Origin of the sequence: Pseudoalteromonas sp. NC201 (assembly GCF_002850255.1) — a bacterium.
Taxonomy (GTDB): Bacteria; Pseudomonadota; Gammaproteobacteria; order Enterobacterales; family Alteromonadaceae; genus Pseudoalteromonas.
Genome location: NZ_CP022522.1, coordinates 1,018,371 through 1,043,175, shown reverse-complemented (window position 1 = coordinate 1,043,175; position 24,805 = coordinate 1,018,371). Strand labels below are relative to the sequence as shown.

The 24,805-nt window shown below is 44.3% G+C and carries 23 protein-coding genes and 11 tRNA genes; 21 read left to right on the top strand and 13 right to left on the bottom strand.

Features of this window, described 5'->3' with window-relative positions:
• Positions 1 to 8: 8 nt before the first annotated feature.
• Together coaE and pilB are read left to right on the top strand one after the other, a co-directional pair.
• The gene (coaE, locus tag PNC201_RS04225; RefSeq protein ID WP_102056262.1) at positions 9 to 638 is read left to right on the top strand and encodes a dephospho-CoA kinase; all 630 of its coding nucleotides are present in this window, start codon (positions 9 to 11) and stop codon (positions 636 to 638) included.
• Positions 639 to 747: 109 nt separating this feature from the next.
• Entirely contained in the window at positions 748 to 2,424 is a 1,677-nt protein-coding gene (pilB, locus tag PNC201_RS04220) for a type IV-A pilus assembly ATPase PilB (protein WP_010607343.1), read from the top strand.
• A 445-nt stretch (positions 2,425 to 2,869) separates the two neighbouring features.
• Here pilB and rlmM read toward each other — a convergent pair whose 3' ends face one another.
• The 12 genes from rlmM to hemA form a co-directional block, all read right to left on the bottom strand.
• Positions 2,870 to 3,955, bottom strand: coding sequence for a 23S rRNA (cytidine(2498)-2'-O)-methyltransferase RlmM (rlmM, locus tag PNC201_RS04215; protein ID WP_102056261.1), 1,086 nt, complete (start codon positions 3,953 to 3,955; stop codon positions 2,870 to 2,872).
• 13 nt (positions 3,956 to 3,968) lie between these two features.
• Positions 3,969 to 4,337: a DUF423 domain-containing protein gene (locus PNC201_RS04210; protein WP_102056260.1), complete on the bottom strand. Its 369-nt coding sequence runs from the start codon at positions 4,335 to 4,337 to the stop codon at positions 3,969 to 3,971.
• On the bottom strand, positions 4,330 to 4,968 hold the full coding sequence (locus PNC201_RS04205; protein WP_045989837.1) for an alpha/beta family hydrolase: 639 nt from the start codon (positions 4,966 to 4,968) through the stop codon (positions 4,330 to 4,332). Before PNC201_RS04205 ends, PNC201_RS04210 begins: the two co-directional genes overlap by 8 nt.
• On the bottom strand, positions 4,965 to 5,870 hold the full coding sequence (locus PNC201_RS04200) for a transcriptional regulator GcvA (RefSeq protein ID WP_088531408.1): 906 nt from the start codon (positions 5,868 to 5,870) through the stop codon (positions 4,965 to 4,967). Before PNC201_RS04200 ends, PNC201_RS04205 begins: the two co-directional genes overlap by 4 nt.
• Positions 5,871 to 5,955: 85 nt before the next feature.
• Complete coding sequence (gene kdsA / locus PNC201_RS04195; protein WP_010370475.1) at positions 5,956 to 6,810, bottom strand: 3-deoxy-8-phosphooctulonate synthase; 855 nt, start codon at positions 6,808 to 6,810, stop codon at positions 5,956 to 5,958.
• A gap of 10 nt (positions 6,811 to 6,820) precedes the next feature.
• Positions 6,821 to 8,071: a DUF819 family protein gene (locus PNC201_RS04190; RefSeq protein WP_102056259.1), complete on the bottom strand. Its 1,251-nt coding sequence runs from the start codon at positions 8,069 to 8,071 to the stop codon at positions 6,821 to 6,823.
• Between the two features lie 35 nt (positions 8,072 to 8,106).
• On the bottom strand, positions 8,107 to 8,973 hold the full coding sequence (locus PNC201_RS04185) for a tetratricopeptide repeat protein (protein WP_017217935.1): 867 nt from the start codon (positions 8,971 to 8,973) through the stop codon (positions 8,107 to 8,109).
• 149 nt (positions 8,974 to 9,122) lie between these two features.
• Positions 9,123 to 9,497, bottom strand: a complete 375-nt coding sequence (locus tag PNC201_RS04180) for a SirB2 family protein (RefSeq protein WP_029215915.1) — start codon at positions 9,495 to 9,497, stop codon at positions 9,123 to 9,125.
• An 8-nt stretch (positions 9,498 to 9,505) separates the two neighbouring features.
• Complete coding sequence (locus PNC201_RS04175; protein WP_102056258.1) at positions 9,506 to 11,047, bottom strand: response regulator; 1,542 nt, start codon at positions 11,045 to 11,047, stop codon at positions 9,506 to 9,508.
• A 47-nt stretch (positions 11,048 to 11,094) separates the two neighbouring features.
• On the bottom strand, positions 11,095 to 11,937 hold the full coding sequence (gene prmC, locus PNC201_RS04170; protein WP_102056257.1) for a peptide chain release factor N(5)-glutamine methyltransferase: 843 nt from the start codon (positions 11,935 to 11,937) through the stop codon (positions 11,095 to 11,097).
• Positions 11,937 to 13,025, bottom strand: a complete 1,089-nt coding sequence (gene prfA, locus PNC201_RS04165; protein WP_010607352.1) for a peptide chain release factor 1 — start codon at positions 13,023 to 13,025, stop codon at positions 11,937 to 11,939. The genes prmC and prfA overlap by 1 nt, the downstream gene beginning before the upstream one ends.
• A 7-nt stretch (positions 13,026 to 13,032) precedes the next feature.
• Positions 13,033 to 14,289, bottom strand: coding sequence for a glutamyl-tRNA reductase (hemA, locus tag PNC201_RS04160; protein ID WP_010370453.1), 1,257 nt, complete (start codon positions 14,287 to 14,289; stop codon positions 13,033 to 13,035).
• An 83-nt stretch (positions 14,290 to 14,372) separates the two neighbouring features.
• Here hemA and lolB point away from each other — a divergent pair, with 83 nt between their 5' ends.
• The 18 genes from lolB (at position 14,373) to PNC201_RS04070 (ending at position 21,835) form a co-directional block, all read left to right on the top strand.
• On the top strand, positions 14,373 to 14,957 hold the full coding sequence (gene lolB, locus PNC201_RS04155) for a lipoprotein insertase outer membrane protein LolB (RefSeq protein ID WP_158299104.1): 585 nt from the start codon (positions 14,373 to 14,375) through the stop codon (positions 14,955 to 14,957).
• Complete coding sequence (gene ispE, locus PNC201_RS04150; RefSeq protein ID WP_102056256.1) at positions 14,954 to 15,802, top strand: 4-(cytidine 5'-diphospho)-2-C-methyl-D-erythritol kinase; 849 nt, start codon at positions 14,954 to 14,956, stop codon at positions 15,800 to 15,802. The genes lolB and ispE overlap by 4 nt, the downstream gene beginning before the upstream one ends.
• Before the next feature lie 92 nt (positions 15,803 to 15,894).
• A complete protein-coding gene (locus PNC201_RS04145; RefSeq protein WP_010370444.1) occupies positions 15,895 to 16,842 on the top strand; it encodes a ribose-phosphate pyrophosphokinase in 948 nt (315 codons plus the stop codon).
• A gap of 161 nt (positions 16,843 to 17,003) precedes the next feature.
• Entirely contained in the window at positions 17,004 to 17,612 is a 609-nt protein-coding gene (locus PNC201_RS04140) for a 50S ribosomal protein L25/general stress protein Ctc (RefSeq protein ID WP_102056255.1), read from the top strand.
• A 19-nt stretch (positions 17,613 to 17,631) separates the two neighbouring features.
• The gene (pth, locus tag PNC201_RS04135) at positions 17,632 to 18,216 is read left to right on the top strand and encodes an aminoacyl-tRNA hydrolase (RefSeq protein ID WP_010607356.1); all 585 of its coding nucleotides are present in this window, start codon (positions 17,632 to 17,634) and stop codon (positions 18,214 to 18,216) included.
• Between the two features lie 96 nt (positions 18,217 to 18,312).
• Positions 18,313 to 19,404, top strand: coding sequence for a redox-regulated ATPase YchF (ychF, locus tag PNC201_RS04130; RefSeq protein WP_102056254.1), 1,092 nt, complete (start codon positions 18,313 to 18,315; stop codon positions 19,402 to 19,404).
• 310 nt (positions 19,405 to 19,714) lie between these two features.
• A tRNA-Met gene (locus tag PNC201_RS04125) sits at positions 19,715 to 19,791 on the top strand.
• A gap of 200 nt (positions 19,792 to 19,991) precedes the next feature.
• Positions 19,992 to 20,076 (top strand) — tRNA-Leu (locus PNC201_RS04120).
• Between the two features lie 36 nt (positions 20,077 to 20,112).
• Positions 20,113 to 20,187: transfer RNA gene (locus tag PNC201_RS04115), tRNA-Gln, on the top strand.
• 28 nt (positions 20,188 to 20,215) lie between these two features.
• Positions 20,216 to 20,300: transfer RNA gene (locus PNC201_RS04110), tRNA-Leu, on the top strand.
• 39 nt (positions 20,301 to 20,339) lie between these two features.
• Positions 20,340 to 20,414: transfer RNA gene (locus PNC201_RS04105), tRNA-Gln, on the top strand.
• A 79-nt stretch (positions 20,415 to 20,493) separates the two neighbouring features.
• Positions 20,494 to 20,578 (top strand) — tRNA-Leu (locus PNC201_RS04100).
• Between the two features lie 36 nt (positions 20,579 to 20,614).
• Positions 20,615 to 20,689 (top strand) — tRNA-Gln (locus PNC201_RS04095).
• Between the two features lie 2 nt (positions 20,690 to 20,691).
• Positions 20,692 to 20,768: transfer RNA gene (locus PNC201_RS04090), tRNA-Met, on the top strand.
• Positions 20,769 to 20,777: 9 nt separating this feature from the next.
• A tRNA-Leu gene (locus PNC201_RS04085) sits at positions 20,778 to 20,862 on the top strand.
• Positions 20,863 to 20,993: 131 nt separating this feature from the next.
• Positions 20,994 to 21,068: transfer RNA gene (locus PNC201_RS04080), tRNA-Gln, on the top strand.
• A gap of 41 nt (positions 21,069 to 21,109) precedes the next feature.
• Positions 21,110 to 21,194, top strand: a tRNA-Leu gene (locus PNC201_RS04075).
• Positions 21,195 to 21,280: 86 nt separating this feature from the next.
• On the top strand, positions 21,281 to 21,835 hold the full coding sequence (locus PNC201_RS04070) for a hypothetical protein (protein WP_102056253.1): 555 nt from the start codon (positions 21,281 to 21,283) through the stop codon (positions 21,833 to 21,835).
• 117 nt (positions 21,836 to 21,952) lie between these two features.
• Here PNC201_RS04070 and PNC201_RS04065 read toward each other — a convergent pair whose 3' ends face one another.
• Positions 21,953 to 23,119: an FAD-dependent oxidoreductase gene (locus tag PNC201_RS04065; protein WP_102056252.1), complete on the bottom strand. Its 1,167-nt coding sequence runs from the start codon at positions 23,117 to 23,119 to the stop codon at positions 21,953 to 21,955.
• Between the two features lie 230 nt (positions 23,120 to 23,349).
• Here PNC201_RS04065 and miaB point away from each other — a divergent pair, with 230 nt between their 5' ends.
• Positions 23,350 to 24,783, top strand: coding sequence for a tRNA (N6-isopentenyl adenosine(37)-C2)-methylthiotransferase MiaB (gene miaB / locus PNC201_RS04060; protein WP_010607359.1), 1,434 nt, complete (start codon positions 23,350 to 23,352; stop codon positions 24,781 to 24,783).
• Positions 24,784 to 24,805: the final 22 nt, after the last annotated feature.

Sequence of the window (24,805 nt, the reverse complement as noted above, 5' to 3'; positions counted from 1 at the left end):
GTAAGACAATGCTAAAAACGAATAATTGGATTTTAGGGGTGACGGGCGGTATTGGTGCGGGTAAAACGGCCATCACTAACCACTTGCAGCAAAAAGGGATAGAGATTGTTGACGCCGATATCGTCGCACGAGAAGTAGTCGCGCTTGGCAGCGCTGGCCTGCAAGCAATTGCTGATGAGTTTGGCAGTGCCATTTTACAGCCTGACGGCAACTTAGACAGGGCCAAGTTAAGAGCCATTATTTTTGCTGATGCCGACAAAAAACAGTGGCTTAATGAGCTACTTCACCCACTTATCCGTAATGAAATACTCACGCAGTTAAACGCAGCGCAAAGCGATTACGTGGTTTTAGCGGCGCCCCTGCTGTTCGAAAATGGCTTAGAGCGCTACTGCGACGCCACTTTACTTGTTGATGTCGCGGTTGATACGCAAATCGCAAGAACAACCAGCCGTGATTCGGTAGATGCAGCGCAAGTAAACCGTATTATCGAGTCGCAGTTACCGCGCTCAGATAAACAAGCAAAAGCGGACTACATACTAGACAACGACCGACCGCTACTTGAAAGCCTGCAAGAGGCAGATAGATTACACAGTGAGTTTATCAATCTAGCAAAAGTGAAAGTAAGACTAAATAATTAGGCTAGACTTGGCTGTAAAACTTAATCTACACTCACAGTGATAACTTGGCATTTTTCCAACTTAATGATAAATATTGAATATGCATTCAATGTGAAGGCAAAGAGGTACTATGGAACATCATTCCCCGCTACTGCGTAAATTTATTACCTTAGGGCGAGTTACTGCTGAGCAAATAAAGTCTCGCCAGTCAGAAGCAAACACCACCGCCGAGTTGATTTGCCTAAGTTCAGGAATGAGCTCCAAAGAGCTAGCTGAAGAATGCCTAGACTTATTCAAGGTGCCCTTTTTTAATCTTGATCACTTTAACGTTAGTGAAATTCCACCGGCGCTAGTCAAAGAAAAGCTGATCCGTAAGCACCATATTTTACCGCTGGTACAAAAAGGTAGAAAACTCTATGTAGCGGCTTCCGATCCTACTGATTTTGGCGCATTTGAGAACTTTGAGTTTAGTACTGGATTACAGTGTGAAGTCTTAGTCGCCGACTACAAAAAGCTCGAAGCAAAGATTGATCAGCTGTTTGATGCAACGGGCGGTCTCTCGATCTCTGAAGAAGAATTTAAAGAATTTGCCGACTTAGAAGTTGATGACGAGCCTAAACAGCAAAACACCAACGAAGATAAAGACGATGCGCCAATTATCGTTTATATCAATAAAATCTTAATGGACGCGATAAAGAAAGGCGCGTCGGATCTGCACTTTGAGCCCTACGAAAAAAAATACCGCGTGCGTTTTCGTATCGATGGCCTGCTGCATGAGATGGCAAGTCCACCAAACACACTGGCTACTCGCCTCGCCGCCCGTATCAAAGTGATGGCGCACTTAGACATAGCGGAAAAACGTAAACCGCAAGATGGCCGCATTAAATTAAAGATCTCCGAGCGCAAAAGTATCGATTTTCGTGTGAGTACACTGCCTACCATGTGGGGCGAGAAAATCGTAATGCGTATTCTAGATTCGTCCAGCGCCATGCTCGGCATTGACGTGCTAGGTTATGAACCAGAGCAAAAGCAGCTTTATCTCGACGCACTAGAGCAGCCTCAGGGCATGATTTTGGTAACCGGCCCAACGGGTTCCGGTAAAACCGTGTCACTTTACACTGGCTTGAATATTCTTAATCAGCCAGAGCGCAATATCAGCACGGCGGAAGACCCTGTCGAAATAAACCTTGAGGGTATTAACCAAGTACAAATCAATACCAAAGCAGATATGACTTTCGCCAATGCCTTGAGAGCATTTTTGCGTCAGGATCCGGATGTGGTGATGGTTGGTGAGATCCGTGACCTTGAAACCGCTGAGATCTCGATAAAAGCCGCCCAAACCGGTCACTTAGTATTGAGTACGCTGCACACTAACTCTGCGCCTGAAACACTCACTCGCCTATTAAACATGGGCGTGCCAGCATACAACGTAGCAAGCTCGGTGAGTTTGATTATTGCCCAGCGTCTCGCAAGACGCCTTTGTCCTAAGTGTAAAACACCTGAAACGCTGCCGGAAGAAGCCTTGTTAGGGCAAGGCTTTACTGCCGAGCAAATTAAAGAGATTACCCTTTTCGCGCCTAAAGGCTGTGAAAACTGTACCGACGGTTACAAAGGCCGTGTGGGTATTTATGAGGTGGTAAAAATCACGCCAGAGCTTTCGCACCTGATCATGGAAGGGGGCAATTCTCTTGAGATTGCCGAAAAAGCAGAGCAGTTAGGTTTTGATAACTTACGTAAATCTGGCCTGAAAAAAGCCGCCGCAGGGGTGACATCGCTTACAGAAATCAACCGCGTAACGAGTTATTAAGACTGATTGATTAAGACAAAAAGCTCGCGATGTAAAATCGCTCCTACAAATAAGGTAACACCCGTGTGGGAGCCGCTTTACGCGGCGAGCTTTATGAAAAATATCGCGATGTAAAATCGCTCCTACAAATAAGGTAACATAGGTGTGGGAGCCGCTTTACGTGGCGAGCCTGATGAAAAATATCGCGATGTGAAATCGCTCCTACAAATAAGGTAACATAGGTGTGGGAGCCGCTTTACGCGGCGAGCTTGATAAAAAAGTTCGCGATGTAAAATCGCTCCCACAAATTAGGTAACACCTGTGTGAGAGCTGCTGTATGCGGCTAGCGTGATGAAAAAGATCGCGATGTGAAATCGCTCCTACAAATAAGCTAACACCCGTGTGGGAGCCGCTTTATGCGGCGAGCTTGATGAAAAATATCGCGATGTAAAATCGCTCCCACAAATCAGCTATACAAATTTTGCGGTACTTTAAGCACATTAATATGTACTGTGACTTCCTCACGGTCATGATATAGGTGTTTTGCTTGGATCTCGTAATCCACATTGTACTTTTGCAGCTCTTCATGGATAAGCGTAAGACATTCATACACGCTATCGAAGCGTTTTTTCATCGGTAGCTTTAAGTTAAAGATCAGTTCTCGAGCGAACGCATTCACCACCCAGTCCACCATTAAATCTGCAACACGCGTTGGCTTTTCGACCATATCACACACCAGCCAATCAATATTGCGCTTTTCTGGGCGATATTTGAATCCATCTTCACGGTAGTGCTTCACTTGTCCCGTTTCCATCAGGTCATCATTCATCGGGCCATTATCGATTGAGGCGACAAACATGCCACGGCGTACGAGTTGGTATGTCCAACCACCAGGACAAGCACCTAAATCAACGGCTCGCATCCCCGCACGCACACGTATCTCTTGCTGATCTTTAGGCACAAAGACATGGAATGCCTCGTCTAATTTTAGCGTCGAGCGGCTTGGTGCGTCCGATGGCATTCTCAGACGTGGGATCCCCATAAAAAATGGTGAATTGTTATCACTAAACGAATAACCAACATAAGCGGTGTTATTGGCAAGGAACAATACATGTAATACAGGCTTGGCAGGTTTTACCTCACGAGTCAGCTTGTTTTGCTTCTCGAGCGCCTTAGACAAAGGCGTTGAAAACTTTTTGCAGAATTTAGAAAGTTCCTTTCCTTCGTTAGTATCTGGCGTTTCAACGCGCAGCTCACCACACAAAGGAAAATCTTCCACAGCCGCTTTTATCACGCTCACTCTGTCTTCAATCGGCATATGGGTATGTAAAGAGCCAACAAACCACTGCCTTGCAAACACCAGTTTCTTAAAGTCGATTTTTTTCGCTAAGGTCTCAGCATCATTTGGCGAAAAACACTCAAATGTTACAAAAGCAGTATTCGGCTTAGCTTTTACGTAGCCAGCAATTCCATGCTTTGCAGCATAATGATTAATTTCGGCTGCGGCGTCACTTTCAAAACCACCGCGACAATAGATAACGATACTCGACATTAGATTCTCTAGATTAAAAGGAAGATTTAGCAGCTTGAACTATCAATAAAATCCAAGCAATTAAAAAACAGGTACCACCAATTGGAGTGATAGGCCCTAGCCATTTCATACCCGTTAAGGCAAGTAAGTACAAACTACCACTAAATAGCAGTACACCAGCAATAAACAGGCCACCAGCAACTTGTACCTTGAGGCCCCATTTGATTAAAAACGCGGTGGCAATAATGGCAAGGCCGTGAGTCATTTGGTATTGCGCCGCCGTATTAAAAATACCAATGGCATAGTCGCTCAAACGTCCTTTGAGACCGTGAGCGGCAAACGCGCCTAGAGCCACAGACAATAAACAAAACACGCTGCCAATAATCAAGTAGAGCTTAGCCATGACAGCGCTCCTTAATAAAATTCGCCGCAATCACGGCAGCATTCGCGCGGCTCTCTGACTCGCTTACACCACTCACCTTACGTGGCTTGAGTGAATGGTCGCCATCTTTGAGCCATTTCACCATGACTTGCTCTGGAAAGCACATGGCATCAACCTCTGTGCGGTTGCCAAAGGTATCACGTTCGCCTTGTAAAATGAGCAGCGGGCATTTCAGCTCAGGAAAATGGTCCACTCTGAGCTTTTCCGGCTTACCAGGCGGGTGGAATGGGTAGCCAAACGCAAGTACTCCTTCCACCTTTACAGTGGTTTCACAGGCCAGCATAGATGCCATACGCCCGCCCATTGACTTACCACCAATAAAGAGCGGTAGACTTGGTTCTACTGCGGCCAGTACTTGTTGAAAATACGCGAGTAGCTTAGGGGCACGCTCTGGTGGGCGTTTTTTCCCTTCTTGTTTGGCTTGCTGCATATATTCAAAATCAAAGAGCCCAACTTGAACGCCCTTAGAAGCAAGCAATTTAGCCATTTCTTGCATAAAATCGCTATCGCTTCCTGCGCCTGCACCATGGGCAAAAATAAACTGTGCAACTGGGTTTTCAGCATAGTGCCATTCAATATTTACTGCGCTCATAAACTATTTAACTCTTGTTCGTGTTCTACCATACCGAGCATCCATTCTTTGAATGAAACTATTTTACCCAGCTCTGACTGCGACTCTCTAAATACCAAATAATAGGCATTTTTACTTTCGAGGTGGTGACTAAACGGAATAACCAGTCGCCCTGCATCTATATCCGGTCTTGCCAGTACGCTATTTCCCAGCGCCACACCTTGGCCGTGAATTGCTGCCTGTAACACCATAGAAGAGTGACTGAAGATAGGCCCGGTATTGACCGCCACATTTCTGACCCCAGCGGTTTTCATCCATGCCTTCCAAGCGCGACGCGTGGTGTCATGGAGTAAAGTATGTTGCGCTAGGTCGCTTGGCTGATTTAACGGTTTTGGGCCGGTTAATAAAAATGGACTACATAACGGCACTAAATACTCAGTATGTAGCTTATGGGTTTGCACCCCATTCCAATTACCACGGCCATAGTAAATCGCGACATCAACGTCATCCGTTAACGAGTTGTCGTCGTGATCTTGGGCTTTGATCCGTACGTCGATTTCAGGATGCAACTCATTAAAGTTACTCAGCCTTGGTACCAACCATTGAATTGCAAAGCTTGGCGTCAAACTCACCGTTAGCGACCCTTTTGCGCCTCGTGCTAGGAGCTTTTCAGTCGCATCGATTAATTGTGAAAAAATATCTTTAATATCGAGGTAATAGCCCTGCCCTTCCTCAGTTAACAGTAAGGAGCGATTTTTTCGCAAAAACAGTTTTAAACCTAGATGTTCTTCTAAGATTTTAATTTGATGACTAACCGCAGCTTGAGTGACGTACAACTCCTCTGCTGCTTTGGTAAAGCTCAGGTGTCGTGCCGCCGCCTCAAAGGCTTTTAATGCATTTAATGGTGGAACTCGTCGTGACATTCATTCATGCCTATAAAAAACCCGCTAACCGCGGGCAAGTAAAATCCCCAAACAACATCTAATAATGAGGTCGCTTGGGTATAGATTATAAATCAGCTGCGCTGGTGTCCAGTGGCGCAAAACTCTTAACTAGTTCATCTACCGCTTTCATCTGCTGTAGGTAGCCTTCAAGTTTAGCCAATGGCAATGCACAAGGACCATCACACTTAGCTTCATTTGGATTCGGATGCGCTTCAATAAAGAGTCCAGCTAACCCAAGTGCCATACCGCTCCGAGCAAGCTCAGCAGCCTGAGCACGGCGGCCATCGGCAGAGTCGCTACGACCACCTGGACGCTGTAGCGCATGTGTCGCATCAAAAATAACAGGAGCCATACGCTTCATGTCATCCATGCCCAGCATATCTACGATCAAGTTGTTATAACCAAAGCTGCTGCCGCGTTCACAGAGGATAACTTTGTCATTGCCCGCTTCATTAATTTTCTTAATGATATGACGCATTTCATGTGGCGCTAAAAACTGTGGTTTTTTCACGTTGATCACCGCGCCAGTTTCTGCCATAGCGACAACTAAGTCAGTTTGACGGGCAAGAAACGCAGGTAACTGGATCACATCAGCAACTTCCGCAACGGGTTTTGCTTGGAATGGCTCATGTACATCAGTGATAACCGGTACATTAAAGGTCTTTTTGATTTCTTCAAAAATCTTTAAGCCTTCTTCCATGCCAGGGCCACGGTAAGAGTTAATTGACGAGCGATTAGCCTTATCAAATGACGCTTTAAATACGTATGGGATCCCAAGTTTACTTGTGACCTCAACGTAATGCTCTGCGATTTGCATTGCTAAGTCACGAGACTCAAGCACATTCATTCCACCGAACAGTACAAACGGCTTATCGTTTGCGACTTCTCGTCCCGCAACGTTAATAATATCTGTATTCATTTTTTATCCTTTAGCTGCCTATTACACGAAGCAATTGTCCGCATAACCAAGCCATATAAGTACCAAGGGCATAACCAAGCACCGCCAGTAACACACCGACCGGAGCAAGCGCAGGGTGGAATGCCGAGGCCACCACCGGCGCAGATGCCGCACCACCAATGTTTGCTTTACTGCCAACGGCAACATAAAACACAGGTGCTTTAATTAATTTAGCAACAATAAATAACAAACCAACATGTACGGCCATCCAAATAACACCAATAACGACGTATTTAGGCGCCTCAACAATTTTGGTGATATCCATGTGTAGACCAATGGTTGCTACTAAAATATATAAAAAGCTTGAGCCAATTTTTGACGCGCCAACCGCTTCATATTGACGTGCTTTGGTAAACGAGAGTGCCAGACCTATGGTCGTAACGAGAACAATGATCCAAAATAGTTTGCTATGAAGAGAAAACTTCTTCAGCTCTGGGTAATTACTACTAAAAAATGGCACCAGTAAGTCTGCAGCAAAATGCGCAAACCCCGTTGCACCAAAAGCAAAACCAACTAGGATCATCAAATCTTTAAGTTCGGGCTTTCTTGCGTGCTCAGCTTCAAATGCTTGTACTTTGTCAATTAGGCGGTTGATTGAAGAAGTATCCGCCCCTGTTCGCGCATCAATTTCTTTATTGCGCGCCGCCATATAGAGCAAGCACGCCATCCACAAGTTTGCGACAACAATATCAACCGTTACCATGATGGTGAAGATTTCTCCGCCCGCGCCGTAAATCTCTTTCATCGCCACCATATTGGCACCGCCACCAATCCAGCTTCCTGCCAGCGCGGCCATACCACGCCATACGGCTTCTGGGCCAGTTACACCTAGTAGCTCAGGCATAAAGGTAGCAGTAAGTAAAAGCGCAATTGGGCCACCAATCACCACACCCACCGTTCCCGTTAGGAACATGATAATCGCCTTTTTACCCAAAGCCGCTATCGATTTTAGGTCAATACTCAGTGTCAATAGCACCAAACAAGCGGGTAACAGATAATACTTTGCTACCGTGTAAACATCGTTATTGTTGCCATCAACGATACCAAAGGTATTTAACAGAGATGGTAAGAAATAACACATCAACAGCGCTGGCACGTACTTGTAAAACTTTGCCCAAACTCCGCTTTTTTGACTCGATGTGTAAAAAACAAACCCCAGAATAACGGCCAACAGGCCCATAATTACCGCGTTATTGGTAACGAGCGCAGCGCTTTGCTCCATAAATCCTCGCTGTTATTATTTTTTATATACTATTTTTAATGCAAAATATTATTATGATCGGCCAACTCTTTGATCTGATGCTGGATCACTTCAATGGTTGGGTCGTCCGGACATTCATCAACAAAAAATTGTAAGTCGTCTTTTGCCATCTTCGGACAATTTAATTGGTTGAGTAGATAGCCTCTATCACGACGTTCATAAGGATCATCGCCTAAGATATCCATCAATTGCTCGACGCAACTTAGCGCGTGACCAAACTTTTCTGCCGCAATAAACGCCCACTTTTGCTGAGACAAATAAAGCTTTAACGACTCTTCGTTAAAAATAAGCTCCATCGGCTCTTGGTCTTTTTCTTGCTCTTTGTCTTGGTTGTTTTCGTTTTCTGGAATTATGTACCAGCTCTGATGGCCTGAGCTTGGCTCAATGACGTAACCTTCTTCTTCGCTAAAAGCGACGTGTACGACAATCTCTCCTTGGCTTAGGGCAAGACTGGCCTCTAATTTCGCTCGTTCAAGCAGATGCACTAAAACAAGACCCAGTGCGGTATTGGTACCACTGCGCATAGAAAGTGCGTAACAAACGCTATTGAGCTTATATTCAGGCACCTTTTGACTGCTACCACTGAATAGCCACAAGGTATAAAAAGCGTCTAAGATTTCATCCAAACATTTATGATTGTTTGTATGCTTATGGCGAATTTCATCCACGGCAAATTCAAGCTCTGCTAACTGACACAAAGTTTCATTGGTGTCAGCTTGTGCATCCCAACTTTGCTCAGCCTTGATACAGCGGATCAACGGCGGATAGGAAAATGCATCTGAATTGTCATCGAGAGATAAGTCATTCTCATCTAACCAGATATCATTCTTCATAGAATTCGGTTTCTCTTGAATTGCTTTCATTTAGAACGACTAGTTTACCACTTTTTGTCATATTCCCAAGGGGGGAAATTTAGTAATACCAATCTATCGTTCGCTGAAATAGTAAAAATGTTTACTTATTATGGAGATATTGAAGCGCTCGGTGATAAACCAAGCGCCAATTGAAATGGTTAAGCAAAGAAGCCTTGTTTGCTCACGGCAAGGTGCGCGATGGCCATTAGTACCAATGTTGCAGCGCCTAGCGCCAAATATTTGGTCTTTTTAACACTTGCTTTTGCAATTACAAAGCCCAATGCGATATAACCAAACACCAATACGATTTTTTGTAGTAGCCAAGGTTGTTGTGCAGGATTGAGCCCCGCCGTTACCGCCAAAATGACCGCTGTAACTAACAACAAAGTGTCTACGCTGTGGCTGGTAATAAACACGCCTTTGTTTGTTGCTAATTTACCTGAACCCAAACGCGAAAACGCGCGAGTGTAAAAAAGCACTATGCTCAATACCACAAATAGTAAGTGCGTATGTTTTAACGCCATGTAATCCATATTATTCTCTAATCAGGGAAACGTTGTAGGATCAATTCTAACTCATTAATACAACGGTTGAATACATCCACGAGTTTGGGGTCAAAGTGTTTTCCCTTTTGCGCAGTAATCTCTTTTTGTGCATCTTCTTGGCTCCATGCCTCTTTGTAGCAACGTTTATGGCGTAACGCATCATACACATCAGCTAGTGCTACGATGCGACCATAAAGGTGTATTTCATCGCCTTTTTTTCCTTTCGGATAACCGCTGCCATCCCATTTTTCATGGTGGTCACGAGCGATTAGTGCGCCCGCACTGACAATCTCACGGCGAGAGTCTTTTAACAAGTCAAAGCCTTTGTCTGTATGGGTTTGCATGACTTTCCACTCTTCGTCATCCAGCTTGCTAGGCTTATTTAAAATCGCGTCAGGAATACCAACTTTACCCACGTCGTGCAGTGGTGACGCCATTTTCACCAGCTCAGCTTCTTTATCAGAAAGACCCATTTCTTTGGCAAGCGTATGACAAAGATATGCAACGCGCTTAACATGATTGCCGGTATTGGTGGAATGAAGCTCAAGCGCTTCACTTAAACGGATCACCAGTTCTTGCTGGGTATCTTCAATCTCGGCTTGTAGCTGTACATTTTCGTACGCCAATTGCATATTCTGGGCAAAAATATCGATTAAATGACGCTGAGTTTCGGTTAAGAACTCAGGAATACCAGACACAAATAGCATTGAGGCGTGGTTATAGTCACTGGAGCAATAGGCAAATAGGTAATTGTCTTTATATACAATATCTTTATCTTGTAGTGCTTTTAAGCAGGCATCCATTTGATCGCTGCTAAGCACTTCAGAAATCGGCTTACCTTCACTACTTTCAAACTCTCCACGCCCTGCAAATACAACCAGCTGATCGTTCGTTTGGCCAGCTTCTTTACCCGCTGCAAGTGACGTTGCATACATAGCTTGGTCGACCGTACCTATCAGCGACGTAAGTTGCTGTAGCACGCCCTCAATAAAACTCTCAATTGAATGAGTAGCAAAAATATCACGGGAGGCTTTAATGATTTTCTCAAGCCCTTGTCTTGATTGATCGATGGCGAGAATGTCACGATATGAACGTAAACTCGACATGACGACAGTAAAGAGCTTTTGCGCGGTGAGTTCTGTTTTTGACTTATAGTCGTTGATATCGTAGTTCACGATAACTTGGCGCTCAGGCGCTTGGCCCGGCTGACCAGTTCTTAAAATGATACGGATATGATTGTTTTTGGCGGTTTCACGAATGTATTTTGCGACCTGCAAACCAGCATCGTCGGTTTCCATGACAACATCCAGCAATACCACCGCAGCATCGGGATTGGCATCGACGATTTTCTTTGCTTCTTCACCCGAATAAGCGCTAATAAATTCCAGACGCTTTTTTTGAAACTCAAAGTCACTCAGTGCTAATTTTGTCACTGCATGCACTTCGGGCTCATCATCGACAATAATAACCTTCCAAGTGCCTACTTTTTCAGGTTCAACTACGTCAGCGGGTTCGTCTGAAAACAAAAAATCATCCATATTGCGGATCCTATTGAAGCGCCTAACTTTCGTGTGAGTTCGTGACTTTACGGCAACATTGCCAACGTCACTCTATCACACCCTGCCATATCTTTTATTGTAAGTATATTAATATACGCCATTTCTGCAAAAAACTGTTGGATCTTATCTGCTTGCTCAAAGCCATGTTCAAGCAGCAAATATCCCCCCGAGTTCAGATGTTGCTTAGCCGTCCTGATGATATGAAAAATATCCGCATAGCCATGGTCATCCGCGACCAGCGCACTGAGCGGCTCAAATCTCACATCCCCTTGTGATAAGTGATGATCAGCTTCATCAATATAAGGCGGATTACTCACAATCAAATCAAACTGTTGCTCTGCAACTGCACTAAACCAATCACTTTGCAAAATCGACACGTTTCTAAAGCCCAACTGAGATTGATTAGACTTTGCAAGCGCCACGGCGTCTGCTGAAGCATCTACTGCGGTGATTTGCCAAGCCGGATATTCACTCGCCAACGCCAGTGCAATCGCGCCAGTACCTGTGCCTAAGTCTAGCACCTGAGCGTCATTTGGCATGCTGAGAGTTAAAACATGCTCAACCAGAGTCTCAGTATCAGGCCTTGGAATAAGCGTGCTGTTGTTCACTTTTAAAGGCAGGCTCCAGAATTCTCTTTGACCTGTGATGTGTGCGACAGGCTCTCCCGTAACACGGCGTGCAATACATTCTTCGAATTGCTGCTGCTCTAGTGCAGAAAGCTCAGCTTCGGGCCAAGTAAAGAGATAAGTGCGGTTTTTATCGATCACATGGAGTAATAACACTTCGCTATCGAGCTTTGCTGACTCGGAGTGTGGTAACAACTCAGAGGTTGCCCAAGCAACGGCTTGGGCAATGTTAAGTGTTGGCATTAATCGCTTTCGCTCATTGCTGCTAATAGATCAGCCTGATATTCAATAACCAGCGGATCGATAACAGCACCCAACTCACCGGAGATCACTTCATTAAGGCGATATAGCGTCAAGTTGATACGGTGATCGGTAATACGGCCCTGTGGGAAGTTGTAAGTACGAATACGCTCAGAGCGGTCACCGCTACCTACTAGATTACGACGTTCAGAAGCTTCTGCCGCTGCACGTTTTTCATCTTCTGCTTGCTGTAAGCGCGCACTTAGTACAGACAGCGCTTTCGCTCTATTTTTATGTTGTGAACGTTCGTCCTGACATTCAACCACAACGCCTGTCGGCAAGTGAGTGATACGAATAGCAGAATCGGTTTTGTTTACGTGCTGACCACCTGCGCCCGAAGCACGGAAAGTATCCACTTTTAGGTCAGATGGATTAATTTCAATTGCTTCTGCCTCTGGGATCTCTGCCATCACGGCAACCGTACATGCAGAGGTGTGAACACGGCCTTGAGATTCCGTTTCAGGCACACGTTGTACACGGTGAGCACCAGATTCAAACTTAAGTTTGCCATAAACACCGTCGCCACTAATGTTAGCGATAACTTCTTTATAGCCACCGTGCTCGCCTTCGTTAGCGCTCACGATTTCAACGCGCCACTTTTGCGTTTCTGCATAGCGGCTATACATACGGAATAAATCGCCAGCGAAAATCGCGGCTTCATCACCACCGGTTCCCGCACGCACTTCCAAGAATACGTTGTTATTGTCTTTTGGATCTTTGGGTAACATCAATACTTGAAGGTCATCTTCAAGCGCAGCAATGGCAGCTTTTGCTTCTTTATACTCTTCCTGTGCCATTTCACGCATGTCTGGATCTGAGTCTTTTAGCATTTCTTCAGCAGTTGCGACGTCTTCCTGAGCCTGTTGGTAGGCTGTAAACGCTTTAACTACATCTTCCAATTCTGAAAACTCTTTTGACAAGGCGCGAAAGCGGTTCTGATCGCTAATCACCTCAGGCGAGCTTAGCATCGCTTGAACTTCTTCATAGCGCTCTACTAAGGTTTCTAACTTACGATATACAGACTCTTTCATTTACACGTTATTCCTGCTCAATACCTAATGTTTGCTTGAGTTGCGCTAACTTATCTATATCGCCTTCTTTCGCAGCCTCTTGAATGGCGCGCGTTGGTGCGTGTGTTAGTCGATTACTCAGCTTATTTGCTAATTCAATAATAATTTTATCTGCTTCTTTGCCCGATTGTAGCTGATTTAGTGCTTTGTCCACGAGCTCATTTTTAATTTCTTGCGCGCTTTGGCGATACTGTCTAATCACATCCACTGAATGCAGCGAACGTTGCCACTCGGAAAACTCTTGCGTGCGTACATCGATGATCTGCTGCGCTTCAATAGCCGCCTGTTCACGACTGGCCAAGTTTTCATTGACTATCGCCTGCAGGTCATCAACTGAATAAAGATAAGCAGCATCCAACTCTGACACTTGGCTTTCGATATCGCGAGGCACCGCGATATCAATAAATAACATTGGTTTATGGCGACGTTTTTTAAGCGCTTGCTCGACCACTCCTTTACCGATAATTGGTAAGGTGCTCGCAGTTGAACTAATAACAATGTCTGCACTTGGTAGCGCATCTGGTAACTGTGCCAGTGAAATAACACTGCCGCCAACTTCTTTTGCTAGGTTTTGTGCGCGCTCAATTGTGCGGTTCGCGACTGTGATTGACTTTGGATTATGCTGCGATAAGTGTTTAGCAACTAACTCTATTGTTTCACCGGCACCAATTAACAAGACCTGAGTTTTATCCAATTGACCATAAATATGCTTTGCTAAATTAACAGCGGCATACGCCACTGAGACAGCACTTGCACCAATATCGGTTTCGGTGCGCACTTGCTTCGCCACCGAAAAAGTTTTTTGGAATAAACGCTCAAATGTTGGCTGAATTGCATGGTGTTGTTTGGCCGTACTAAAAGCTTGTTTAATTTGGCCAAGAATTTGTGGCTCACCTAACACCAATGAATCAAGACCGCAGGCAACTCGCATTAAATGGTTCACCGCATCCTGATTCATATGCACATAGACATTTTCTGTTAAGTCTCGTTGCTCTATGTTATGAAAATCTGACAACCAACCGAGTAGTGCTTGGGGATCAGCAGACTCAAGGCTACAATAGATCTCGGTTCGATTGCAGGTCGACACAATCACAGATTCTTTAAACTGCGAAGAATGTTGGAGTTGGTGCAATGCTTCTGTAAGCTGTTCTGGAGAAAACGCCACTTTTTCACGTAATTCTACAGACGCGGTTTTGTGATTGATACCAAGTGCGATGATGGTCATAGATGCCAGTATTGCTCGAGCCCTGCTTTAAAGCCGGCAATTTTACCAAAAATCAATCGAATATGGAAAGTAAGGAAAGGCCTTTGAGACAACTTCATTTGATTTTACTCATATTTTTATTAATTTTAACCGGTTGTGCGCAACAATTACCTCAGCAAAACGTAGCACAAGACTGGCAATCTAGGCTAAAACAACAAAAAAATTGGCAAGCGAGAGGTAAACTTGCATTTATTGCCCCAGACAATCGTCAATCAGCTAACTTTAATTGGTATTTAAAAGAAGAGAAACAAAATCTGATTTTAACCAGTTTTGTGGGCACCCGCATATTCGAGCTAGAAGAATTAGACACACATTCGGAGCTGACCTTTGAAGACAATGTCCATAAAGGCATGGACAGTAGCGATTTAGTTAAGCGTTTAAGTGGTCTCTCTCTTCCGGTCAATCAAGCCCCTCAATGGCTAACGGGCTTAGTTGAAGCGCCTGCCAGTGAACTTGATGATCTTGGCAGAATAAGCAATGCACAGTGGCAAAGCCCATCTGGCCGAGTGTGGCAAATCACCTATCAACAATATAAAATGCAAGACGGAATGTGGCTGCCTAGCCGCATGAAACTCTCGTCGACCAATATTGAGGTCAAAGTATTAATCACTTCATGGCAGTTTAAATGAAGACATTGACGCTAAGCGCACCGGCAAAATTAAATCTTTTTTTGCATATCAATGGCCGTCGAGAAGACGGCTACCATGAACTAGAAACTTTATTTACTTTCTTAGATTTTGGTGATGAATTAGCATTTACGCTAACCAGTAACCAGCAGGAAATCGTCATTTGTGGTAACACCGCAGGTATTCCACTTGAAGATAACCTCATTTATAAAGCCGCCAAAATTCTTGAGCCCTATAAAAAAATTGCGGCTGGTGTCGATATTCAGTTAAATAAACGGCTTCCCATGGGTGGAGGTGTTGGTGGTGGCTCGTCCGATGCCGCGACAACTTTATTGGCACTCAATATGCTGTGGCAATGTCAGCTTACTATCCCAGAACTTGCAAAACTCGGTCTCCAACTAGGCGCCGATGTGCCTGTTTTTGTTGAAGGTAAAACAGCTGTAGCCCACGGCGTTGGCGAGCAACTTGAGCCAATTGACATCGAAAAAAAATGGTATTTGGTGGTTGCCCCCCCCGTTCATGTCAGCACCGCGTTAGTCTTTACCCACCCAGACTTACCGCGCAATACGCCTAAGCTAAAAAGTGGTTGGAAACTCTCGGATACGGGCAACGACTGTCAAACTCTTGTCAAAAAGCTTTACCCCGAGGTTGAAAAGACCCTCGCGTGGTTGCTAAAATATGCACCAACCAAAATGACTGGTACTGGAGCTTGTTGTTTCGCGGAGTTTGAAAATCGTGAGGCAGCGCTGCGTGTGCTCGAAACTCTACCTTCATCTTGGCAGGGCTTTATTGCCCAAAATACAAGTGAGTCAATTTGTCATCGACAATTGCGCGCTTGGCAAAACTAGAAGTAAATTGTTTAAGTTAGCTTGTTTTGACTTTTTTATTTCATGGTCATTGCATGTTAGTCCAAAAAATTCAGTGCCTGAGGAACCCTACCGTGCCCGACATGAAGCTCTTCGCTGGTAACGCAACACCTGAGCTAGCTCAAAAAGTTGCAAAACGTTTGTTTATTGAGTTAGGTGATGCCGTTGTTGGCCGTTTTAGCGACGGTGAAATTAGCGTTCAAATCAACGAAAACGTTCGTGGTTCAGATGTATTCATCATCCAATCAACATGTGCTCCTACAAATGATAATTTAATGGAGTTAATCGTCATGGTTGATGCGCTACGTCGTGCATCTGCTGGTCGTATCACAGCCGTTATTCCTTATTTCGGTTACGCACGTCAAGACCGCCGCGTGCGCTCTGCTCGTGTTCCAATTACTGCTAAAGTTGTTGCAGACTTCCTTTCAAGCGTAGGTGTTGACCGTGTTCTTACCGTTGACCTACACGCAGAACAAATCCAAGGCTTCTTCGACGTACCTGTTGACAATGTATTCGGTAGCCCAGTGCTAATCGAAGACATGAAAGAGCGTAAGTTCGAAGATGTAGTAGTAGTTTCACCTGATATCGGTGGTGTGGTTCGTGCTCGTGCGATTGCAAAACTGTTAGATGATAAAGACCTAGCGATCATTGATAAGCGTCGTCCACAGGCTAACGTTTCTCAAGTTATGCACATCATTGGTGATGTTGCTGGTCGTGACTGTATCATTGTTGATGACATGATAGATACAGGCGGTACTTTATGTAAAGCAGCAGCAGCACTTAAAGAGCATGGTGCAAAACGCGTATTCGCTTACGCAACCCACCCAGTACTTTCGGGCAATGCTGCGGAAAATCTACGCAACTCAGTTATCGATGAAGTTATCGTGACTGATTCAATTCCACTTTCTGATGAATTGAAAGCGCTTGATAACATCAAAGTACTAACACTTGCAGATATGATGGCCGAAACTATCCGCCGTATCAGCAACGAAGAGTCAATCTCTGCGATGTTTCAACACTAATCGGCACCAAAACTGATTAGCCAAAAAGCACCTCTGGTGCTTTTTTTGTTTTATAGGTTTCATTGCAAGTGCGTTAGTGGTATATTGGCGCGCCTTTTTTAGGCAGGGAGCTTGGTCGCGAGCTCTCTGACACATTAACTTAAATTATTTTGGAGACATCCATGTCTGTATACAAATTAGACGCTGAAGTACGTTCTGACCTAGGTACTGGTGCGAGCCGCCGCCTACGTCGCGCTGACAAAGTTCCTGCAATCCTATACGGTGCTGGTAAAGATGCAGTTTCACTAACTTTTGATCACAACAAAGTATTGAAAGCGCAAGAAGACGAAGGTTTCTACACTCACATCCTAACGCTAAACATTGGCGGTGAGTCTGTTGAAGCAATTCTTAAAGATATGCAACGTCACCCGTACAAGCCTAAGATCACTCACTTAGACTTCCAACGCGTTGATGCTTCTCAAAAGCTTCACACTAAAGTTCCTGTTCACTTCATCAACGAAGAGAAAGCAACTAAAGGTGGCAACACTATCGTTCACCAACTAACTGAAATTGAAATCACTTGTCTTCCAGCAAGACTTCCTGAGTTCATCGAAGTTGACGTAGCGACTCTAGCTGTTGGCGAAACTCTACACCTATCTGATATCAAGCTTCCAGCTGGCGTTGTTTCAGTTGAACTTGCTAAAGGTGCAGATCACGACCAAGCGGTTGTTTCAGTAAACGCTCCTAAAGCAGCTCCTGCTGAAGAGTCTACTGAAGACGCAGCTGAGTAATTGTTCAGGTGTTAACACCTTGAATAATATTCAAATGCTTGTGGGCCTGGCAAATCCAGGCCCCGAATACGCAAACACCCGTCATAACGCTGGCGCTTGGTTTATCGAAGAACTAGCCAGAAGATACAACTGCCTCCTAAAACCAGACGCTAAACATCACGGCCTCACCGGCAAAGTGCTCATCAATAATCAAGAGTTTAAATTGCTGATCCCTACGACTTATATGAACTTAAGTGGTAAAGCGGTTGCGAGTCTTGCCAATTTTTATAAGATCCCCGTCGAGAGCATTCTTGTTGCTCACGATGAAATGGATTTAGAACCCGGTATCGCCAAACTCAAAAAAGGTGGTGGTCACGGCGGTCACAATGGCTTAAAAGACATAATCGCTAAAATGGCAAATAACAAAGAATTTATGCGATTGCGCGTTGGTATTGGTCACCCAGGACACAGAGACAAAGTCACGGGGTGGGTTTTAGGCAAAGCACCACAAGCTGATCAAGAGAAAATTGATGCCGCTGTGGATGAAGCAGTCCGATGTATGGAAATACTCGCAAAAGACGGTGTGTTAAAAGCGCAAAATCGACTACATTCATTTAAACCGTAACAGTTCACTGCTGCGATTGATTGAGTAATACCTAAGCTTCTCGTTCGCCATGATGCGTGCTTGAGATAATACGGTAGAAATTTAGGAATAAACACTATGGGTTTTAAATGTGGCATTGTTGGTTTACCTAACGTAGGTAAATCTACTTTATTTAATGCGTTGACTAAAGCGGGCATTGAGGCCGCAAACTTTCCTTTCTGTACTATCGAACCGAATACCGGTGTAGTACCAGTACCAGATGCTCGTCTTGACCAGCTAGCTGAAATTGTAAACCCTCAGCGTACTATCCCAACTTCAATGGAGTTTGTGGATATTGCCGGTTTGGTAAAAGGCGCATCAAAAGGCGAAGGTTTAGGTAACCAATTTTTAGCAAACATCCGTGAAACGGATGCTATCGGTCACGTAGTTCGCTGTTTTGAAAATGAAAATATCGTGCACGTTGCTGGTCAAATCGATCCTGCTGAAGACATTGATGTAATCAACACTGAGCTGGTACTTGCAGACATGGATACTGCAGATCGCGCAGTTTTACGTAACGCGAAGAAAGCGAAAGGCGGCGATAAAGACGCGAAATTTGAACTGGTTGTACTTGAAAAAGTGAAAGCGCACTTGGACGAAGGCTTAACGCTTCGCTCACTTGAGCTAAATAAAGAAGAATCGACAGCAATAAGCTACCTAAACTTTTTAACGATCAAGCCAACTATGTACATCGCCAATGTTAACGAAGATGGCTTTGAAAATAACCCATTCCTAGACAAAGTACGTGAAATTGCAGCAGCAGAAGACGCGGTTGTGATCCCTGTATGTGCAGCAATTGAGGCTGAACTTTCTGAACTTGAAGAAGAAGAGAAGAAAGAGTTTATGGATGACTTAGGCTTAGAAGAGCCAGGCCTAAACCGCGTGATCCGTGGTGGTTATGAGTTGTTGAAACTGCAAACTTACTTTACAGCTGGCGTAAAAGAAGTGCGTGCATGGACTATCCCTGTTGGCGCGACAGCACCTCAAGCTGCTGGTAAAATCCACACAGACTTTGAGCGTGGTTTTATTCGTGCACAGACTATCGGCTTTGATGATTATATCGAGTTCCGTGGTGAATCTGGTGCGAAAGACGCAGGTAAAATGCGTCAAGAAGGTAAAGAATACATCGTAAAAGATGGCGATGTGATGAACTTCTTATTTAATGTGTAACTATAGTTACTACACGCTATTTCAATAAAAGGAGCTTCGGCTCCTTTTTAGTTTTATCAACTCTGCTTTTCAATCAAATAAGTACCTTGTTCTTCAGAGTAAGTTATAGACTTCAAAGGAATAAAAATTCACAGGTTTTGTTAAAAATTTGCAATTGCCCCGCATGATTTGATATAAAAACAAGCCGTTTCGCTTAATTTATCTGCAAACAAACTGTGTTAGCAGATTTTTTGCAAAAAAGGTGTTGACGGCTTGGGGGCATATACGCATAATACGCCCCGCATCAGCGATGATGAGAAGTTAAAGAGATGGCTATGTAGCTCAGCTGGTTAGAGCACATCACTCATAATGATGGGGTCCCCTGTTCAAATCAGGGCATAGCCACCATGCTTTAACTACTACCAAAACTCATCGATTTGTTGTCGCAAAAAATATGCGTAAGTAATGGAATTGGCAGTTGTCTTAATATAGACGCTGGATTTAGGTTCCAATAACTAACGCTAAAAGATGTGCGGAAGTGGCGGAATTAGCAGTTGTCTTAATATAGACGCTGGATTTAGGTTCCAATAACTAATGCCAAAAGATGTGCGGAAGTGGCGGAATTGGTAGACGCGCTGGATTTAGGTTCCAGTATCTTCGGATGTGAGAGTTCAAGTCTCTCTTTCCGCACCATGTTCTCGATTGGAACTAAAACAATCAAATTTTCGTTGGAGTATCGCCAAGCGGTAAGGCAGCGGGTTTTGATCCCGCCATTCCCAGGTTCAAATCCTGGTACTCCAGCCATCTCTTTTTGAGATGTTAGCTACACTGTGCGGAAGTGGCGGAATTGGTAGACGCGCTGGATTTAGGTTCCAGTATCTTCGGATGTGAGAGTTCAAGTCTCTCTTTCCGCACCATGTTCTTTTAAATCAGAACTCAAAAAGATTTTACTTCGTTGGAGTATCGCCAAGCGGTAAGGCAGCGGGTTTTGATCCCGCCATTCCCAGGTTCAAATCCTGGTACTCCAGCCACATTTCTAAAGTTTTGGAATTGGCAGATGTCTTGAAATAGACGCTGGATTTAGGTTCCAATATACTCTAGATAATAAATGCGGAAGTGGCGGAATTGGTAGACGCGCTGGATTTAGGTTCCAGTATCTTCGGATGTGAGAGTTCAAGTCTCTCTTTCCGCACCATGTTCTCGATTGGAACTAAAACAATCGAATTTTCGTTGGAGTATCGCCAAGCGGTAAGGCAGCGGGTTTTGATCCCGCCATTCCCAGGTTCAAATCCTGGTACTCCAGCCAATGGCTATGTAGCTCAGCTGGTTAGAGCACATCACTCATAATGATGGGGTCCCCTGTTCAAATCAGGGCATAGCCACCATTTACAAATGCGGAAGTGGCGGAATTGGTAGACGCGCTGGATTTAGGTTCCAGTATCTTCGGATGTGAGAGTTCAAGTCTCTCTTTCCGCACCATGTTCTTTCAAGTAGAACTCAAACGCTTGAACTTACCTCTACTGCTGGGTATTGCCTCGACACGAAGTGGAAGCGGTAAGGTAGCCTAACTCAAATCTGGGCTAAATAAGATTTGAACTTACCTCTATTGCTGGAGTATCGCCAAGCGGTAAGGCAGCGGGTTTTGATCCCGCCATTCCCAGGTTCAAATCCTGGTACTCCAGCCATCTCTTTTTGGGATGTTAGCTAAAAATAAAATTTCTACTGTGCGGAAGTGGCGGAATTGGTAGACGCGCTGGATTTAGGTTCCAGTATCTTCGGATGTGAGAGTTCAAGTCTCTCTTTCCGCACCATTTAGTAACAATTTCTTTTCTCTTTATTCATTCCAAGCTCATTTTACTAATGTTACTTTTATACTTTCTCCGTGTTAGGAAAGAAAGTGCTAAAGTCTTTATTTCTTTTATTCTCATTAATCATTTTCAGTATACCTAGCTTTGTAGAAGCAAGGGCTAGCTCAATTTGCTCTCCATCACACATAGAAATAGCACTCAAGCATTTTAGCTACTGTCAGCCCTCGGAGCAGGCAAATAAAGTTTCATTTAAAACTTTTATTAACGATACCTACTCAGTTGTGATTCGCGACAACTCTTCTGAACTAACGTTAAGCTGGATAACTGGCGCTACCGCGCTTGCTGGTCTACCTAACAAGTACGATTTAACACCTCTTGAGTTTATGACACGAGCTTTCAATGGTACGTTTGATATACAGAGTGAAGACATGCAGAAAGTCAGTGCTGAGCTTGGCGTTATAGACGAAGCAAATGTATTTACCGCTACTCACGGAGCAAAACATATTTTTTCTTCTATCAGACCTTCAGGGGTTCAAACTGCTTACATTTTGCAGCCCAACAGTGATTGGTTATTAAGGCTAGATGGCAAATTTGATATTAATACCTTGATGTATGTCGTCGATAAGCTAACACTGCTGAGATGATCTCGGCACTAAATAATGAAGCGTGCAGTAATACCAATTTATCTTAATACTTGCCCCTTCAAAAAGATCACTTAATTAAGTAAATTGGTGTAACACGCTCAGTGTAGAGAACAAAGATTAAAAACCAACTCCTCCCATGGCGTGCTTAAGCACTTCTGTTTTCAGCGGCCCTGCTTTATTCGCCACATTCAGCGCCAAATTTCTCAAATACTTTAACGGTGTTACTTGATTCGAAAAGCCAAAATAACACGCATCCATCATACTCATCATCAAAAGGTTGTCTTTCCTACGCTTTGACTCGTAATGATGTAGTGCACTGCTGTCACCAATATCTTCTTTTGCCTCAATCGCTTCGGCAAGTGCCGCTACGTCTTTAAAGCCAAGATTTACTCCCTGCCCTGCTAACGGATTAATGGTATGAGCTGCATCTCCTACTAATACCACTCGTTCGCTCACGTATTGGTTAGCATGTTGCCTTGCTAAAGGAAAAACCGCCACTTCTTCAATCTCAAAGTCACCGGGTAGCTCAAAAAATGCAGCTTTTACTTCTTGTTTTAGCGCCTGCTTATCTAGTTGCTTAAGTAAATTGAGTTTATTGCCGTTGTCATACCAAATCAGATTGGCATACGGATACTGCATAGGTAAAAAGGCAATGGGACCTGATGGCTTAAATTGCTGCCATGTTTTTTCTTGCTGCGGCGCGTCGAGTTTAATCAGCAGCCCCATACAATGTTGCTCATATTGCCACCCCGTCACGCCTATGCCACTCATTTGTCTGACGATAGAACGGCCACCATCAGCTGCAATTAACAAATCGGTGGTAAAGGATGCTGCTTGATACTCAATCGTCACGGAATCCTCATTATGAACAATGCGCTTTGGGATCCCCTCTGGTGAAACCACTTTGATATCAAATTCCTCAAACTGTTGCCACAATGCTGCTTGAATGAGGTTATTCTCAATTAAGTGGCCTAAGTGCGAGGCGTTTAGCGCTTCACAATCAAATATCAATTGCCCTGGCTTATCCTCATAGGCTTCTAGCTGCTTGTAAACCGCGGCTCTGGTGCTTCTTAACACAGGCATAGCACCAAGCTCATCTAGTAACTGCTCGGAAAAGCGATTGATAGCAGAAACGCGAATATCTACCTTATCACTTGCGAGTATTGCATCAGGTGAGATGGGAGAATGTTCAATAATGGTTACGTCAACACCTTGCTTCGCTAGCTTAACAGCACACGCTGCACCAACCATGCCACCACCGACTATCAGAGCCTTGTTTTTCATGCCATATTCCACTTAATTGAGTCTTTGCGCATTGTAACGCATATAAAAACAGATGTTTGCTTAAAACACTCTGTATTGATCCACATTTTGAAAGTTAAAATCTATACTTGGCTAGACAAGATAGGTCATATAAAATACGCGTCCTTTAGGCATAATGATATCAATTCAGCATCGCCTGCACGAGAAACGCGTAGTGCTAAACACCGAGTTGTAAACGAGGCAATATTTAAATGAGTAAAAAACTGCATATTAAAACCTGGGGTTGTCAGATGAACGAGTATGACTCCCAGAAAATGGCGGATCTTTTGGATTCAACAAATGGCTATCAGCTTACAGAAGAAGCTGAGCAAGCTGATGTGATCCTACTCAATACTTGCTCGATTCGTGAGAAGGCACAGGAAAAAGTATTCCACCAACTTGGTCGTTGGAAACTACTAAAAGACACAAACCCTGATCTTGTTATCGGTGTTGGTGGCTGCGTAGCATCACAAGAAGGCGACACCATTCGTCAGCGCGCTCCATTTGTTGATATCGTGTTTGGCCCACAAACATTGCACCGCCTACCAGAGATGATCAAGCAGGTGCAAAGCAAAGAAGGTGCTGTCGTTGATATTTCATTCCCTGAAATTGAAAAATTTGACCGCCTCCCTGAGCCAAAGGCTGAAGGCCCGAGTGCATTTGTTTCAATTATGGAAGGTTGCTCTAAGTACTGTACGTTCTGTGTTGTACCATACACGCGTGGCGAAGAAGTAAGCCGTCCTTTAGATGATGTGATCCTTGAAGTTGCTCAGCTTGCTGAGCAAGGTGTGCGTGAAGTGAACTTACTCGGTCAGAACGTAAATGCTTACCGTGGTGAAATGCACGATGGTGAAATTTGTTACTTCTCTGACTTAATTCGCTACGTTGCAGCAATTGACGGTATTGACCGTATTCGTTATACAACATCTCACCCGGTTGAATTTACACCAGATATCATTGAAGCCTATGCAGATGTGCCAGAGCTTGTTGACCATTTACACCTACCGGTACAAAGTGGTTCAGACCGTATTCTAAACCTCATGAAACGCGGTCATACTGCGCTTGAGTACAAGTCAACGATCCGCAAGCTACGTAAGATCCGTCCGAACCTAAGCATGTCTTCAGATTTCATCATTGGTTTCCCAGGCGAATCAAACGCAGACTTTGAAGCGACGATGAACCTGATTAATGATATCGGCTTTGATATGAGCTTTAGTTTCATCTACTCGGCGCGACCTGGCACACCAGCAGCCGACTTACCTGACGATGTTGCAGAATCAGAAAAGAAAGAACGTCTGTATCTTCTACAGAACCGTATCAACCAAATGGCGCAGGATATCAGCCGCAAGATGCACGATACCGAGCAGCGTATTTTGGTTGAAGGCCCATCGAAGAAAAACCCAATGGAACTGCGTGGTAGAACCGAAAATAACCGCGTAGTAAACTTCGAAGGTCCACACTCAGTGATCGGCCAATTCGTCGATGTACGTATTACTGAGGCGTTACCGAACTCGTTACGTGGTGAGCTTATCCGTACTGAAGCAGAAATGGATTTACGTCGTGACGTAAAACCGTCGGATATCCTAAATAAAGCACCACAAGAACCTGAAATTAATGAATTAGGTGTTGGTACTTTTACCCCCTAGCATTTTTAAATTGTGCGCTAGC